Origin of the sequence: Vogesella aquatica, from assembly GCF_028548455.1 — a bacterium.
In the GTDB taxonomy this organism is placed as follows: domain Bacteria; phylum Pseudomonadota; class Gammaproteobacteria; order Burkholderiales; family Chromobacteriaceae; genus Vogesella; species Vogesella aquatica.
The window spans coordinates 247,970-261,256 of the sequence record NZ_JAQQLF010000002.1; the positions used below are offsets into that span (position 1 = coordinate 247,970).

The following is a 13,287-nucleotide window of genomic DNA, read 5'->3' on the forward strand; positions in this document are numbered from 1 at the left end:
TATGCTAAAAAATAGTTTTTCAGGCCAAGAATTTAGAAAGATATGTGGAGTGATTCTGCTGCTTTCAGTTTTTCTATTAGATGCGGTTTTTCGCGTCCGTGAATATAGTGATAAAGGAGTTGATTTTCAGGTTGTAATTAAATTGTTGATTTATTTAGCAGCTATCTGTGTGCCATTCGTTGGTTTTTTGATTAGCCGTTCTGATGTGCGAGCTGCTTACAGTGGTGCAAACAAGTGCTTACTGTTATTGATCCTTGTTTTTGGATTTGGCGCGGTGTTCTCAATAAATTCAGAATATGCCTTAGTGTCGGTTTTTTCTTTGTTAGCTTTTTTTTTGCTGATTAATTTTCTGATTGATAAGTACGGTACTGAATGGGTAGTTAATTTAATTGGATACTCTCTATTTCTTTTTCTAATTGCTTCTCTATTGGTCTATATTGTTTTTCCATCACTTGGAAGGATATCATATTGGGAATATGGTGTTTTCATTGATGGTGGTAGAATGAGTGGTATTGCTGGTAGCGCAAATAACTTGGGGCGAGTCGCATCGCTAGGTTTTATTTTTGGTATTTATCTATTTTTTTCTGGAAATAAGACTATTTCAATTTGGTTGATTCCTATATCCATAATATGCTTGCTGTTGTCAATGAATAGATCAAGTGCATTGGTTGCACTTATTGGGTATCTGATACTAACTTATAAAAAAAAATACCATTTAATCTATACACTGTTTTTTGCTTTTGGGTTATATTTGCTACTTTGGGTGGCTCTTAATCTTGATTTTGTTCTTCCTCTAATATCTCGGTCAGGTGAGGTAGTAGAGGTATTAACTTTTACTGGGCGTACATATATTTGGGATGTAACCATAGATTTAATCAAAAGAAATCTTTTTTTTGGCTCGGGATATGGTAGCAGCATGTTTTTGTTGCCTCAGTATGAATCCGAAATTGGGTTCACTGCATCACATACGCACAACATATTGCTTCAGATATTGTTATATTCTGGAATAATTGGATTGTCTTTATTTTTTATATCTGTGATAGCTTTTTTTCGTGAGCATCCAAGTCGGCTCCAATACTGCCTCTTTTTCTTCACTGTAGCTAATGGATTGTTGGAATCTGGACCATTCAATGGCCTTGCAAACATTACCACGTTAACTCTATTTCTTGCATACTCTAATATTAGCTCGAGTTTTAAATTATGACCAAAATTTTGCATGTAACGGCAGATTTTCCTGATGTCTTTGTAAAAAACAAAACTACAGCTGTAAAAAATCTAGTAAATGGATGCGTCTTTGAATCATTCGTTGTTTCAATTAATAGGAAAAATATCCCTGGCAAGACAGAATTTGTCCGCGACGGGAATGTTTTGTCTGTGAAGTATTTTAGCCCTCCTTTAGGAATACTTAATATATTTTTTTTGAGAAAATTGGCGGGCGAGATTTGTAACTTCATAGATTGCCGTTCTTTTGATATTGTCCATGCACACAAATTATGTGTTGAAGGTGTTATTGCCGATGTGATCTGTGAAAATTCTAAAGCTAAACTAGTATGTAGTTTATGGGGATCTACGGATCATAAATTTCTATCGAAGCTAAAATGGAATAGGCCCGTTTACCGTCGTTTAATTGAGAAAGCTGCTTTGGTTTTACCAGCTTCTCCATGGATATCGGAATATGCCTATAATATTTTTGGCTTGAAAATGCGTAATGTTCATCTACTCCCAATTGTTACGGAAAATATAAAGCACACATTTTCAAGTGATTGCAACGATCGAATGGTTACAGTTTTTAATTTGGATTTGTTCGAACTTAAAGGTTTGGAAAATTTATTGCGTGCAATTAAGTTATTTGGTGACGAATCCCCCGCGTTGGATATTTTTGGCGGCGGGACAGAGGATAGTGTAAATAAGATTTCGCGATTGATCCATTCTCTAGAATTGGAAGATAAAGTTTTTCTGAAAGGGCGAGTTGAGAATGCAGATATTGTAGAAATCCTTTCACAATATTTATTCTTTGTTATGCCTACTCGCAGTGAAACATTTGGAATGGTGTATATAGAGGCTTTATTTGCGAATATACCAATTGTATATTCGCGAGATAGGGGGGTATCGGGTTATTTTGATGAAGTTCTTGTTGGGTCGAGTTGCGACCCTTTGTCGATTGAATCAATTCGTGATGCATTATCATTTTGTATGAAGAATAATAGCAGGATACGATTCGATATTAACCGGTTGCATCTAGATGGCTTTTTTTCTAAATTTACACGTGATTCTATTTTGTATGGGTACAATTCGCTTTTGGGGGCTTTATGAAATTATTTAAATCCTTTGTATTTTCTATTCGCAATTTTCTCATATTAGTCAGGGTTTGGTTTTTTAATTTTTTTGGTGCGAAAATTAGTTACAAAGCGAGAATTTCCCTTTCTGCGAATTTGGATAAGACGAATCTTAGGGGTGTTGTAATTAAAGATGGCAGTTATGTTGCATTTGATGCTGTCATTCTAACGCATGATTTTACGCGAGGTTTTCATGCTGAAACTCAGATTCTTGAAAATTGCTTTATAGGTGCTAGGTCAATAGTTCTTCCTGGCTTGAAAGTAGGGCCTGGTTCAATTGTTGCCGCTGGTGCGGTTGTTACGAAAGATGTTCCTCCTAGCGTGATTGTTGCTGGGAATCCAGCTCGAATAATTCGTGAAAATATTCTGACTGGTCAATACGGTAAATTATTAGATCATGCTAAATCACAGTATTAGCAAAATTACATTTTATTTATTTCTGATTTTTACAGTTCCAATTGTCTTCGCAGCAGACGAGCTTACTTTTGCAGGGTATGGCTGGATAACAAGGAATGGTAATGGTCAACCAGGCCCCAATAATTTTAGTTCATCCCGTGTTCGTGTCGAAAATGACAGTTTAATCATGTCGATGAGTAAGGATAAAGTGGTTGGCTGGTTATGTTCAGAAATCATAAGCACTAGCTATTTTCATTTTGGCGAGTTTATTTTTGAGCTCGAAGCACTTCCTACTTTTGATAAAAAGCTAGTGTTTGGTATTTTCACATTTCCAGATAAAAGTGATGAGGATGGTACAAACGAAATTGATATTGAGTTTAGTCATTGGGGGAGCCTTGCTATACCACGTGGGAATTTCGGTCTTTTTCGCAAAGATAAAGATTTACGAGGCAAGCCAGTGAGGTTCAGATTCGACGTTCCCGAGATGACAGAACGGGTTGTAGTGAAAATTTTATGGCTACCACACTCCATTAAATATAGTGTTAAATCACCACATATCAATGTGGAGTGGGTTTACTCACCACAAAATTATAAGGATTCCATACCGAACTTGCCACAGCGTTTACATCTAAATTACTGGAAAATGCCTGGTGATATTTTAATGTCACCTCCCGATGTTAAAGTAACCAGTTTTAAATATTTTCCATTAGATAAGGATTAAGTCATATGCCTAGGATTACTTTACTAAATTGTCCTGTTGATGTAATGACAATAGAAGAGTCTGTTTGTTTGATCGGTGAGCGTATCAAGGCTAATTTATTTACGCAGCATGTAGTTGTTAATGTTGCGAAATTGGTTCATATGCTAGAAGACCAATCCTTAGCTGACTCTGTGAAGTCTTGTGATATTATTAATATCGATGGCATGGGCGTTGTATATGGTGCGCGATTTCTTGGTTACCACATTCCAGAAAGGGTAGCAGGAATTGATCTGTTCCATAAATTGCTCGAGCATTCAGTGATCTGTGATTTACCGATTTTTTTATTGGGTGCTACTGAGGAGGTAGTATCAAAAACGGAAGAAGTAGTCAGGAATAAATATCCTGGCTTAAAAGTTGCTGGATTTCACCATGGCTATTTTTGGGATGACGAAGAGGCAATTGTTGATCAAATCGCTGCGTCTGGCGCACAATTGTTGTTTGTGGCTATTACTTCCCCAAAGAAAGAGAATTTTATTAATCGATGGCGTGATCGTTTAGGAGTTACGTTTGTGATGGGGGTTGGTGGTACTTTTGATGTTGTTGCTGGCAAAGTAAAGCGTGCGCCGCTATGGATGCAGAATGCGGGTTTGGAGTGGTTTTACCGTGTCTTGCAAGAGCCTGGCCGCATGTGGAAGCGCTACGCGGTTACCAATAGTAAGTATGCTTTTTTATTGTTAAAAGAAATCTGGCATGTGCGTATTTTAGGTAAGCACAAATAGGAGCATGTTTAACTTAAGGGTTGTTATATTCCTGGGTTTGTTTTTTTTTCGTAATATTATTGTTCTGGGGCTTTGTTGCATAACTCCACAGAGCGGCGGGCTTGACAGTGCTGGCATGCTGTAAGGATGAAACCACCAAAACCGCGTTACCACACCACCAACTGGCCCGAATACAACCGCAGCCTGCAAGCCCGCGGTGATCTGACGATCTGGTTTTCCCCCGAACTAGCCTGGCACGCCAATGAGCGAGCGGGCCAAACCGGACGTCCAACCCGCTACAGCGATCAGGCCATCCAGATCATGCTGCCGTTGAAGGTGCTATTCCAGCAGGGCTTGCGTCAGATGCGGGGGCTGGTTTCAAGTCTGGTGCGCATGCTGGGTTTGGACTGGAAGGTGCCGTGTTACAGCACGGTCAGCCGACGACAAGCCACCCTGACCGTACAGATTCCAGTCCGGCGCAGCCGGGAACCGCTGCACCTGCTGGTGGATAGCACCGGCATCAAGATTCACGGCGAAGGCGAGTGGAAGGTCAAAAGACACGGGCCAGAGTACCGACGTGGCTGGCGCAAGGTGTACTTGGCCATTAGTCGGGATACACAGGAAATCCATGCGGTGGAAATGACCGATCAACGTCAGGCCGATGGTTCGCAAGTGGAAGCATTACTGTCGCAACTGCCGACTGAAACCGTTCTGGGGAGCCTCGGCGGAGATGGTGCCTATGACAGCCGCCGGGTGTATCGGGTTGTGCATGGCTATGGTGCGGAGTTGATCGTACCGCCACGCAAGAATGGCAAACCGTGGCAGGACAAAGCCGCGTGGGCGGTCGGCCGCAATGACAAGTTGGCGGCGATAGGCCGTGTGGGGCGGTCGATCTGGAAACGCTGGAGCGGTTACCATCGGCGCAGTCTGGTGGAAACCGCGATGCATCGTTTCAAGCGGCTGGGCGACAGGCTGCTCGCACGGAAGCCGGAGCGGCAAGTGGCCGAGGTGCATGTACGCTGCGTGATCCTGAACCGGTTCGCGCATTTTGGCATGCCGAAAACGGTTGCTCACGCCTGAAATCCGTCTGGGGAAAGGGGGCGTTCGACCGGTGAATAGGTTATGCAACAAAGCCCTTAGGGACTGGCAGCAGGCGCTCTTCGATTAGTCGGTTAATTACTAGAAGATTGAAAAAGGAATCTCATGAGTTTAGTGCCGATAATTCTCTGCGGTGGTAGTGGTACCCGTATGTGGCCGCTATCGCGTTCGACTTACCCTAAGCAGTATCTGGCCTTGCACGGCGAGCAGATGTTGGTGCAGCAAGCCGCTGCCCGGCTGGATGGCCTGGCCAATGTGGCAGCTCCCATCATCATTACCAATAACGAACAGCGTTTTCTGGTAGCCGAGCAGATGTTGGCCGCAGGCTATGTTGCTGGAGCCGGTGGGCCGTAATACGGCGCCTGCAGTGGCGGTAGCGGCGTGGCAGGCGCTGCAGCACGATGCCAATGCGGTGTTGCTGGTGCTGCCATCAGATCATGTCATTCGTCATGAAGATGTATTCCGTGCGCTTGTTTTAAAAGCATTGCCAGCTGCGCAGCTGGTTACTTTCGGTATTGCTCCTGATACTCCGCATACTGGCTATGGCTATATCCGTAGCGGCCAACCTTCGGCTGATGTTGATGGCTTGTATGAAGTCGAGGCTTTTGTCGAAAAGCCGGATCTGGCGCGCGCGCAGGCCTTTGTGGCCGATGGTAGCTATTACTGGAACAGCGGCATGTTCCTGTTCCGTGCCGATGCCTACCTGCACGAGCTGGAGCAGCTGCAGCCAGCCATGCACCAATACAGCCAGCAGGCCTTTGCCCAGGCGCAGCGCGATCTGGATTTTGTCCGACTGGATGCGCAGGCCTTTGCTGCTTGCCCGTCGGACAGTATCGACTACGCAGTCATGGAGAAAACCGCCAAAGCCGCAGTGGTACCGGCGGCAGGCTTGGGCTGGAGCGATATCGGCTTGTGGGGCGCACTGGCTGATATCAGCGCGCAAGACCAGCACGGCAATGCCCTGCAGGGCGATGTGCTGCAGCATGCCACCCACGGCTGCTATGTGCGTGCCGAAAGCCGCCTGGTGGCCACCGTAGGGGTGCAAGATCTGGTGGTAGTAGAAACGGGCGATGCCGTGTTGGTAGCGCACAAAGATCAAGTGCAAGACGTGAAAAAGATTGTGGAACAGTTGGCCGCCGCCGGCCGTAGCGAGGCGGTGCTCCACCAGCGCCTCAACCGCCCGTGGGGCTGGTACGAGGGTCTGGCTATGTGCGAGCGCTTTCAGGTTAAGCGCATTCAGGTCAAGCCGGGCAGTTCGCTTAGCCTGCAGCTGCACCACCACCGTGCTGAAAAAGGCACAGCACCCATTACCAATGGCGATAGCGAGCTACTGCTTAGCGAAAACCAGTCCACTTACATACCCTTGGGTACCGTGCACCGCCTGGTGAACCCGGGGCGTATTCCGCTGGAGATTGTCGAGGTACAGTCGGGTAGCTACTTAAGCGAAGACGATATCGTGAGCCTGGAAGACGTGTATGGCAGGGCGCCGGCATGAGCCAGCAGCCCTTGCCGTTTGGCCAGTTCATGGCCGTGGTAGAGCACGCGCCGCTGGTTTCCATCGATCTCTTGGTATTTAACCCGCAGGGCCAGGTGCTGCTGGGCTGGCGCAACAACCGCCCGGCCAGTGGCCACTGGTTTGTACCCGGCGGGCGTGTGCTGAAAGAAGAACGGCTGGACGACGCTTTCATGCGCCTTACCAATGTAGAGCTGGGCATAGCCTTGACGCGACAGCAGGCGCAATGGCAGGGTGTGTACGAACACTTTTACTCCGACAACGCGGGCGATATGCCGGGCTTTGGCACCCACTATGTGGTGCTGGCTTACCGCTTGCAGCTGGATGAAACGCAGCTGGCTGCATTGCCCCTCGGTCAGCAGCATGCCCGCTACTGCTGGCTGACACCTGCCGAGGCTGCACAGCACCCGCAGGTGCACCAACACAGCAGGGACTACTTCGTATCGGCCAACTGATGGCGTGGCGTTTGGCGGTGTTGCTATTACTGTCGTCGCTGGTGGCGCTGTTGTTCTGGTTTCAGCACCAGCTATGGCTGCCCACGGTCAACCCGCCGTACGACAAGCTGGTACACGCGGTAGCTTACGGTTCGGCCTTGTTGCTGGCTGGCTGGGCTTTGCGGCCAACCTTTTGGCGCTGCCTGGTGCTGGCGCTGCTGGGCATGGCGGTGGGGGCAGGGCAGGAGTGGCACCAGGCGTGGTTGCCGGGGCGGGTAGCGTCGGTAGAAGACTGGCTGGCCGATGTGGCCGGTTTGCTGGTGGGGCTGCTGCTGTGCTGGCTGCTGTCTTGCTGGCAGCGGCGGCGCCCAACCCCGCCAGCGGCTAGCTAGGCTGCCTGGGTGCACGGGTGGCTTGCTTGTGCTTGGGGCGAGCTGCAGCTGGCTGCCGCACGCTCAACATAAAACGCACCAATGTTAAAACCCCCGCTGGCTTGACTGGCGGGGGTTTTGCGTTATGGGTTCAGGGCTGGCGTAGCTGGCTGGCGGTGGGGCCGGGTATCTGCTTTAGCAGGTGCTGTAGCTGCTTTTGCGCCGGCTCGCTCTGCTGCGCGTACACCTGGCGTGCAAACGCCAGGGTGGCGGGCGGCAGCTTGTCTTCAAACGGCAGCGTGGCCAGCAGCAGGCTGCGGCCTACGCTGTAGTCGCTGGGCGCCTGGCGCAGGGCGGTGGTCAGTGCTTGCTGGTATACCGCGCCCTGGTCGCCGGTAAGGATACGCAGCAGCGCAATATTGGCCCAAGCGCGGCCGTTTACCGGGCGCAGCGCCAGAGACTGGCGGTAGTAGTTTTCTGCCCGTTCGGCCATATAGGCTTGCACGCTGGCTACGCGCCCGGCACGCAGGGTGCGCAGGGTGTACAGCGTAGCCAGGTTGTCCAGTATCTGGTGGTGTGGAGGCTGCCTGTCCAGGCTGGCCTGGGTGAGCTGGCGCTCTATCGCTACGGCTTCTTCCAGTAGCAGAGGGGTTTGCTGGTCGGCGGTGGCGCGTTCCAGTGTGGCGCGGGGTTTGGCCAGTGCCAGGTCTTGCCAGGCGGTGCGCAGGGCGCCGGGTAACACCAGGGCAGCACAGCCTGCCATGGCCAGGGCCAATGCGTACGGTGTGGCGGCTTTCATAGTGTGTCTTCCTGGGTGGGTATGCTGGCGGGGGTGCTGTGGTACAGCAGGCCGGGGTGCTCGGTAGTCAGCATGTCGGCGTAGCCGCTATCAAAGCGGCGGCTTAGCCACTGGTGGGCCTGGGCCATATTGGGCTGCCGGGCTTTCAGGTTGTGGGTGTCGGTGGCTACCAGGTACACCAAGTCTTCTTCCAGCAGCTGTTCGGCGGTGGCCTGGGCGCGGGTGCCAAAGCTGCCTAGCAGGGCGCCGGTGGTCACCTGCAGCCAGCAGCCGGCGCGGTGCAGGCGGCTGGCCTGGCCGGGGTCGGCCATCACGGCTTTGTTGCGCTCGGGGTGGGCGATCAGCGGGCGTACCCTGTGCCGCATTAGCCAGGGTATCAGCTGCCACAGGCCGGCGGGTATCTGTTGGTCTGGCATTTCCAGCAGCAGGATATCGTAGCCGTTTACGTGCCCCAGCATGGGGATGCGCCCGGCTTGTATCAACTGCGGTAGTTCGTCGCACACTCGCACCTCGGCCCCCAGCTTGATGTCCAGTGCCAGGTTGGCCGCAGCCATTGCCTGGCGTAGCAGGTCTAGTGCGGGCTGCAGGTTGGCGTAGCCATTGTCCCAGCGGCCGGGGTAGATGTGCGGGGTGCATATGGCCTGGCGTATGCCGTTGCTGGTGCTGGCTTTTACCAGCGCCAGGGCGGCGGCCAGGTCTGCCGGGCCGTCATCTACGCCCGGCAGCAGGTGGCAGTGTACGTCTATCACGCGGGGCCTTACTTTTTGGCGGGGGCGCCATAGTTGCCGTAGTACTGGCCATTGGTGCCGTAGTCGCCATAGCGTTCTGCCTGTTTCAGGTCTACACCATTCAGCACAATACCCAGCAGGTGGCCACCGGCGCGTTGCAGGCGGCGGGTACCTTTTACTACCAGCGGGGCGGCGGTTTCACCGGCACGCACTACGTAAATCAGGCCAGTGGCTTTCGGTGCCAGGGCTACCGCATCGCTCACCATTTCACACGGTGTGCTGTCGATAATGATCATTTCGTACTGCTGCTGCAGCGTGGCCAGCAGCTCGTCAAAACGGCGCGATAGCAGCAGGTCCAGCGGGTTGGGCGGCAGTGTGCCGGCGCTGATCAGGTCTACCTGGCTGCCCGGCAGGCGTTGCAGTACGTCGGCCAGCTGCTTGGTTCCGGCTATCAGGTCGGACAGGCCGGCGGCGTGCGGGTCCAGCCCCAGTGACGCAGCTACCGACGGGCGGCGCATGTCGGCGTCTATCAGCAGGGTACGCTTGTTTTGTGATAGCGACAGCGCCAGGTTGCAAGATGTGGTGGTCTTGCCTTCGCCGGCTACGCTGGACGTTACCAGCAGCACGCGGCGTTCCTGGTCGATATCCGACAGCAGCACGCCGGTTTTGGCGGTGCGCACCGCCTCGGCAAACGGGGTGTGCGGGTCTTGCTGGCTCAGTACGGCAGCTTGCTGGCGCTGTTTTTTGTCTAGCAGGGGCAGGGTTGACAGCAGCGGCTGCTTTACCTTGCGTTCCACGTCGGCTGGCAGCTTCAGCGTGTTGTCCAGGCGTGCGCGCAGCAGGGCGGTGGCGGCACCCAGCAGCAGGGCCAGCACAAAGGCCATCAGGGTCACCTGGGCTTTTTTCGGCGCTACCGGTTTTTCGGGTACTTCGGCGCTGTCCACAATGCGGCCTACGCTGCTCTGCAGGTCTTGCGAGGCGGCGGTTTCTTTGGCGCGGGTCACAAACATGTCGTACAGCTGGCGGTTAGACGCTACTTCGCGTTCCAGCACGGCTAGCTCGAAGTTTTTGCGGTTGTCGGTTTGCGCGCCGCCACGTGCCTGGCCCAGGGTGCCTTCCAGGCTGCGCTCGGTGGCGCGGGCTACTTCGTACTCGTTGGTGACGCTGGCCACAATGCTGTTGATCTGGCGCTTGGCGCTATCCCGCGCCGACTGCAGCTCGGCTTCTGCCTGCACCATGCGCGGGTGTTCCGGGCCATAGCGCTGCGACATTTCGGCGTGTTTGCGCTCGGCGTCGGCCAGCTGTTTCTTGGCTTCGGCTACCAGCGGGTTGCGAATCACGGCAGGCAGCGAGCCCAGGTCTTGCACTTTGCCGCCACGTATCTGGTTGTAGGCGTTTTCGGCTTCGGCACGGCGCATGCGGGCTTCTACCAGGCGCTGGGTTACTTCTTCAATCAGCTTGCCGGTACCAAACTGGTTGCTGGCGTCTACGGTAATCACACCGGCGCGCTCGCGGTAGCCTTGCAGTTTGCGCTCGGAGGTTTCCAGGGCTTCGCGCAGGCTCTTGGTGCGGTTTTGCAGCCAGTCGCTGGCTTGCTGGGTCATCTTGAAGCGTGCTTCGCGGTCGTTCTCTATGTAGGCTTCACCCACGGCGTTGGCAAAGTCGGCTGCCACTTTGGCATCGGTAGAGTCAAACGACACGTTTACCAGCTGGCTCAGGCGTACCAGCTCGATATTGAGCTCTTTGTTGATACGTTGGTAGACGGCAGCGGCCAGCAGCTCGTCGTTCCACTGCGGCTGCGGTTTGCGTTCCATGCCCAGCATGTCCAGCAGCGGTTGGTGTACCGGCGGTTTTTGCAGGCGCGGGTTGTAGTCCGGGTGCTCCCACAGCTTCAGTTTCTTGATGGCGCGCAGGGCTACCTCGCGCGATTTCATGATTTCAGCCTGGGTCTGGAAGTATTCACGGTTGCTGCCTACGCCGCCGTATACCTCGTCAATAGACAGTACTTTGGCTTTGTTGGCTTCTATCAGTACTTCGGCGGTGGCGCGGTAGGTGGGCCGCATGGCCTGGGTGGTGATCAGGGCTACAGCACCTACAGCGACACCCAGCGCCAGAATGCCCCATTTTTTGGCATTGACTATGTGCCAGTACTCCAATATGAGGGAGGTGTGCTGTTGGTCGTTGTCCTGCAACAGCAGCGCAGGTTTGGCAGCCTGGGCTTGGGGTTTGGTTTCTTCACCAAAAAGCGACATTCGGTATCTCCGCGCGGTTTAGCGCACTATCAGCATTTCGATCAGAAAAAGCTTTGTTCCACAATAACCGTATCGCCCGGGTAGATGGGCGTGTTCATATCGGCTTTGATGGCTTCCTGGTTTTTGTCGTTGGCACGAATCACATACACCTTGTCTACCGACGCGCGTATCTTCAGGCCGCCCGCAATGGAGGCGGCTTTGCGCACGGTTAGCGCAGGCTGGTAGGGGTAGCTGCCCGGTTTTTCTACCAGGCCATTTACGTAAAACGGCCGGTATTCGTCCATCTGCACCGATACCTGCGGGTTTTTCAGGTAGCGGCCGCGCAGGCCGTCGGTGATGATTTTTTCCAGCTCGCCTACGGTCAGGCCTAGCAGGCGTATTTCACCCAGCACCGGGTAAGACAGCGTACCGGCGTCGGTCAGGCGGATTTTTTCCAGTGTCAGTTCCGGCTCGCCCAGCACGCGTATGGTCAGCATGTCACCCGCACCCAGCTGGTAGGTGGAAAACAGGCTGGCAGCATCGGCAGGCACTTGCAGGGTGGTCTGGGCACTGGCTGCCAAAGGCTGCATGCTTGCTACAGCGAGCAGGCATGCAGACAGCCAGCATTTCAGCGTAGAGCTACGTTGAAAAGCATTCAGGGCCATGAATTACAGTCCAATCAGGGTATTGAGCATGATCACGTTACGTTTGTAGCTGCTGGCTTGCACGGTGGAGTTATTGTCGGTGGTGGTCCACTCAAGCGATACTTTCATCCAGCGGCGGGCATCGTAGGCAACGCCGGCTTTGTAGCTCTTCTTTTTGTCTTGGCGAGTAGCACCTACGTAGTTGGAATCGGTGTAGGTGTAGCCCAGTACGGAGGAGAACAGGTCGGTCAGCTTGTGGTTCCACTGCAGGCCGTAGCTGCTGCGCTTGATGTAGTCACCGGTACCGCTGGAATCATCGGTGGAGCGGCGGGTGTTCAGGTCTACTACCGAGTATTCCAGTGGCGACCAGCGTACGGCACCTTCCCAGGTCAGGCCGCTAAAGTCGCGGCGGCTGGCTTGGGCAAAGTCTTTTTTCAGGTTACCGGCTTTCACTGTGCCCTGGGTGGCGGCAGTGGCTTCCCAGGTGTAGCCCAGCAGCAGGCGCTGTTCAGTGCTGTCCTGGTTCGGGCTGGCCAGCTTGTAGTCGTAGTCGGTGTAGCGGCCTTCTACAAATACTTTGCTGTTGGGTGCTACACGGTAGTAAAAGCGGCCGGCGGTATCCAGCGCAGCAAAATCACCGTCTGCAGTGGTGGCGCGGTTATTGGTGTAGCGCTTGTCGTTGTAGTTGATTTCTGCTTCCAGGCGGCCTTGGGCTTCAGGCGCGCCGTAGCCTACCAGGTAGCCAGCGTAGCTATTGCGGAACTCGTCCGGCTTGCTGGCGGTGGCGCGGTCGGTGGTTTCGCGCGGGTCGGCGCTTAGCAGTACACCGGCGCGGAATAGGGTATTCAGGCGGTCGTCGTACTGCACGGCAGCTTGACCCTGGAATTCGTGCAGATCGGTATTGTCGTTGCTGCTATTGGTGTACTGGGTAAACGAGCCGCTGTAGCTCAGGGTGTAGCGGTCGCCACCGTTGGTGTGTTCCAGCAGGGCGGCGGGGCTCAGGTTCCATACCGCAGACGATACTTTGTTGCTGTTTACTGCAGTCACGTTGTCGTCGTGGCCTACGCTTACGCCTACACGTGGGTACAGGTAAAAGCCGCCCACGCGGATAGCGCCATCTGGGTCGGCCTGTTCGTTAGGCTTGTAGGTGTCAAACGCTTTATAAATATCGTGTTGTTGCGGAATGGCAGCATTGGGGGCAGATTGCGCCACAGCATAACCACTCAGCAGCGACAGTGCCAGCGCCAGGGGGGTGAGTTTGTACATGGTGGAGCTCCAC

At 53.0% G+C, this 13,287-nt stretch carries 15 protein-coding genes; 10 read left to right on the forward strand and 5 right to left on the reverse strand.

Annotated features, from left to right (window positions below):
• Position 1 precedes the first annotated feature (1 nt).
• The 10 genes from PQU95_RS02715 (at position 2) to PQU95_RS02760 (ending at position 7,627) form a co-directional block, all read left to right on the forward strand.
• A complete protein-coding gene (locus PQU95_RS02715) occupies positions 2-1,204 on the forward strand; it encodes an O-antigen ligase family protein (RefSeq protein ID WP_272750570.1) in 1,203 nt (400 codons plus the stop codon).
• Positions 1,201-2,313, forward strand: coding sequence for a glycosyltransferase family 4 protein (locus PQU95_RS02720; RefSeq protein ID WP_272750571.1), 1,113 nt, complete (start codon positions 1,201-1,203; stop codon positions 2,311-2,313). The genes PQU95_RS02715 and PQU95_RS02720 overlap by 4 nt, the downstream gene beginning before the upstream one ends.
• The gene (locus tag PQU95_RS02725) at positions 2,310-2,753 is read left to right on the forward strand and encodes an acyltransferase (protein WP_272750572.1); all 444 of its coding nucleotides are present in this window, start codon (positions 2,310-2,312) and stop codon (positions 2,751-2,753) included. Before PQU95_RS02720 ends, PQU95_RS02725 begins: the two co-directional genes overlap by 4 nt.
• Positions 2,734-3,453, forward strand: coding sequence for a family 16 glycosylhydrolase (locus tag PQU95_RS02730; protein WP_272750574.1), 720 nt, complete (start codon positions 2,734-2,736; stop codon positions 3,451-3,453). Before PQU95_RS02725 ends, PQU95_RS02730 begins: the two co-directional genes overlap by 20 nt.
• A 5-nt stretch (positions 3,454-3,458) precedes the next feature.
• Positions 3,459-4,211 (forward strand): WecB/TagA/CpsF family glycosyltransferase, encoded by a 753-nt coding sequence (locus PQU95_RS02735; RefSeq protein WP_272750575.1) that lies wholly within the window; start codon positions 3,459-3,461, stop codon positions 4,209-4,211.
• A 126-nt stretch (positions 4,212-4,337) separates the two neighbouring features.
• Positions 4,338-5,270: an IS5 family transposase gene (locus PQU95_RS02740; protein WP_272750576.1), complete on the forward strand. Its 933-nt coding sequence runs from the start codon at positions 4,338-4,340 to the stop codon at positions 5,268-5,270.
• A 123-nt stretch (positions 5,271-5,393) separates the two neighbouring features.
• On the forward strand, positions 5,394-5,642 hold the full coding sequence (locus tag PQU95_RS02745; RefSeq protein ID WP_272750577.1) for a sugar phosphate nucleotidyltransferase: 249 nt from the start codon (positions 5,394-5,396) through the stop codon (positions 5,640-5,642).
• Complete coding sequence (locus tag PQU95_RS02750; RefSeq protein WP_272750578.1) at positions 5,617-6,783, forward strand: mannose-1-phosphate guanylyltransferase/mannose-6-phosphate isomerase; 1,167 nt, start codon at positions 5,617-5,619, stop codon at positions 6,781-6,783. Before PQU95_RS02745 ends, PQU95_RS02750 begins: the two co-directional genes overlap by 26 nt.
• Positions 6,780-7,256, forward strand: a complete 477-nt coding sequence (locus tag PQU95_RS02755) for a GDP-mannose mannosyl hydrolase (RefSeq protein WP_272750579.1) — start codon at positions 6,780-6,782, stop codon at positions 7,254-7,256. Before PQU95_RS02750 ends, PQU95_RS02755 begins: the two co-directional genes overlap by 4 nt.
• Positions 7,256-7,627 carry a VanZ family protein gene (locus tag PQU95_RS02760; protein WP_272750580.1) on the forward strand — a complete coding sequence of 124 codons (372 nt, stop codon included), beginning with the start codon at positions 7,256-7,258 and terminating at the stop codon, positions 7,625-7,627. Before PQU95_RS02755 ends, PQU95_RS02760 begins: the two co-directional genes overlap by 1 nt.
• Before the next feature lie 130 nt (positions 7,628-7,757).
• Here PQU95_RS02760 and PQU95_RS02765 read toward each other — a convergent pair whose 3' ends face one another.
• The 5 genes from PQU95_RS02765 to PQU95_RS02785 form a co-directional block, all read right to left on the reverse strand.
• Complete coding sequence (locus PQU95_RS02765) at positions 7,758-8,405, reverse strand: tetratricopeptide repeat protein (RefSeq protein ID WP_272750581.1); 648 nt, start codon at positions 8,403-8,405, stop codon at positions 7,758-7,760.
• Positions 8,402-9,154: a tyrosine-protein phosphatase gene (locus tag PQU95_RS02770; RefSeq protein WP_272750582.1), complete on the reverse strand. Its 753-nt coding sequence runs from the start codon at positions 9,152-9,154 to the stop codon at positions 8,402-8,404. Before PQU95_RS02770 ends, PQU95_RS02765 begins: the two co-directional genes overlap by 4 nt.
• 8 nt (positions 9,155-9,162) lie before the next feature.
• Positions 9,163-11,385, reverse strand: a complete 2,223-nt coding sequence (locus PQU95_RS02775; RefSeq protein ID WP_272750583.1) for a GumC family protein — start codon at positions 11,383-11,385, stop codon at positions 9,163-9,165.
• A gap of 41 nt (positions 11,386-11,426) precedes the next feature.
• Positions 11,427-11,954 carry a polysaccharide biosynthesis/export family protein gene (locus PQU95_RS02780; protein WP_272750584.1) on the reverse strand — a complete coding sequence of 176 codons (528 nt, stop codon included), beginning with the start codon at positions 11,952-11,954 and terminating at the stop codon, positions 11,427-11,429.
• 78 nt (positions 11,955-12,032) lie between these two features.
• Entirely contained in the window at positions 12,033-13,274 is a 1,242-nt protein-coding gene (locus PQU95_RS02785) for an outer membrane beta-barrel protein (protein WP_272750585.1), read from the reverse strand.
• Positions 13,275-13,287: the final 13 nt, after the last annotated feature.

What these genes read in the sequence shown, in the direction of transcription:
- PQU95_RS02715 (WP_272750570.1), top strand. Translation starts at nt 2, where the DNA reads ATGCTAAAAAATAGTTTTTCAGGCCAAGAATTTAGAAAGATATGTGGA.
- PQU95_RS02720 (WP_272750571.1), top strand. Translation starts at nt 1,201, where the DNA reads ATGACCAAAATTTTGCATGTAACGGCAGATTTTCCTGATGTCTTTGTA.
- PQU95_RS02725 (WP_272750572.1), top strand. Translation starts at nt 2,310, where the DNA reads ATGAAATTATTTAAATCCTTTGTATTTTCTATTCGCAATTTTCTCATA.
- PQU95_RS02730 (WP_272750574.1), top strand. Translation starts at nt 2,734, where the DNA reads ATGCTAAATCACAGTATTAGCAAAATTACATTTTATTTATTTCTGATT.
- PQU95_RS02735 (WP_272750575.1), top strand. Translation starts at nt 3,459, where the DNA reads ATGCCTAGGATTACTTTACTAAATTGTCCTGTTGATGTAATGACAATA.
- PQU95_RS02740 (WP_272750576.1), top strand. Translation starts at nt 4,338, where the DNA reads ATGAAACCACCAAAACCGCGTTACCACACCACCAACTGGCCCGAATAC.
- PQU95_RS02745 (WP_272750577.1), top strand. Translation starts at nt 5,394, where the DNA reads ATGAGTTTAGTGCCGATAATTCTCTGCGGTGGTAGTGGTACCCGTATG.
- PQU95_RS02750 (WP_272750578.1), top strand. Translation starts at nt 5,617, where the DNA reads ATGTTGCTGGAGCCGGTGGGCCGTAATACGGCGCCTGCAGTGGCGGTA.
- PQU95_RS02755 (WP_272750579.1), top strand. Translation starts at nt 6,780, where the DNA reads ATGAGCCAGCAGCCCTTGCCGTTTGGCCAGTTCATGGCCGTGGTAGAG.
- PQU95_RS02760 (WP_272750580.1), top strand. Translation starts at nt 7,256, where the DNA reads ATGGCGTGGCGTTTGGCGGTGTTGCTATTACTGTCGTCGCTGGTGGCG.
- PQU95_RS02765 (WP_272750581.1), bottom strand. Translation starts at nt 8,405, where the DNA reads ATGAAAGCCGCCACACCGTACGCATTGGCCCTGGCCATGGCAGGCTGT.
- PQU95_RS02775 (WP_272750583.1), bottom strand. Translation starts at nt 11,385, where the DNA reads ATGTCGCTTTTTGGTGAAGAAACCAAACCCCAAGCCCAGGCTGCCAAA.
- PQU95_RS02780 (WP_272750584.1), bottom strand. Translation starts at nt 11,954, where the DNA reads ATGCAGCCTTTGGCAGCCAGTGCCCAGACCACCCTGCAAGTGCCTGCC.
- PQU95_RS02785 (WP_272750585.1), bottom strand. Translation starts at nt 13,274, where the DNA reads ATGTACAAACTCACCCCCCTGGCGCTGGCACTGTCGCTGCTGAGTGGT.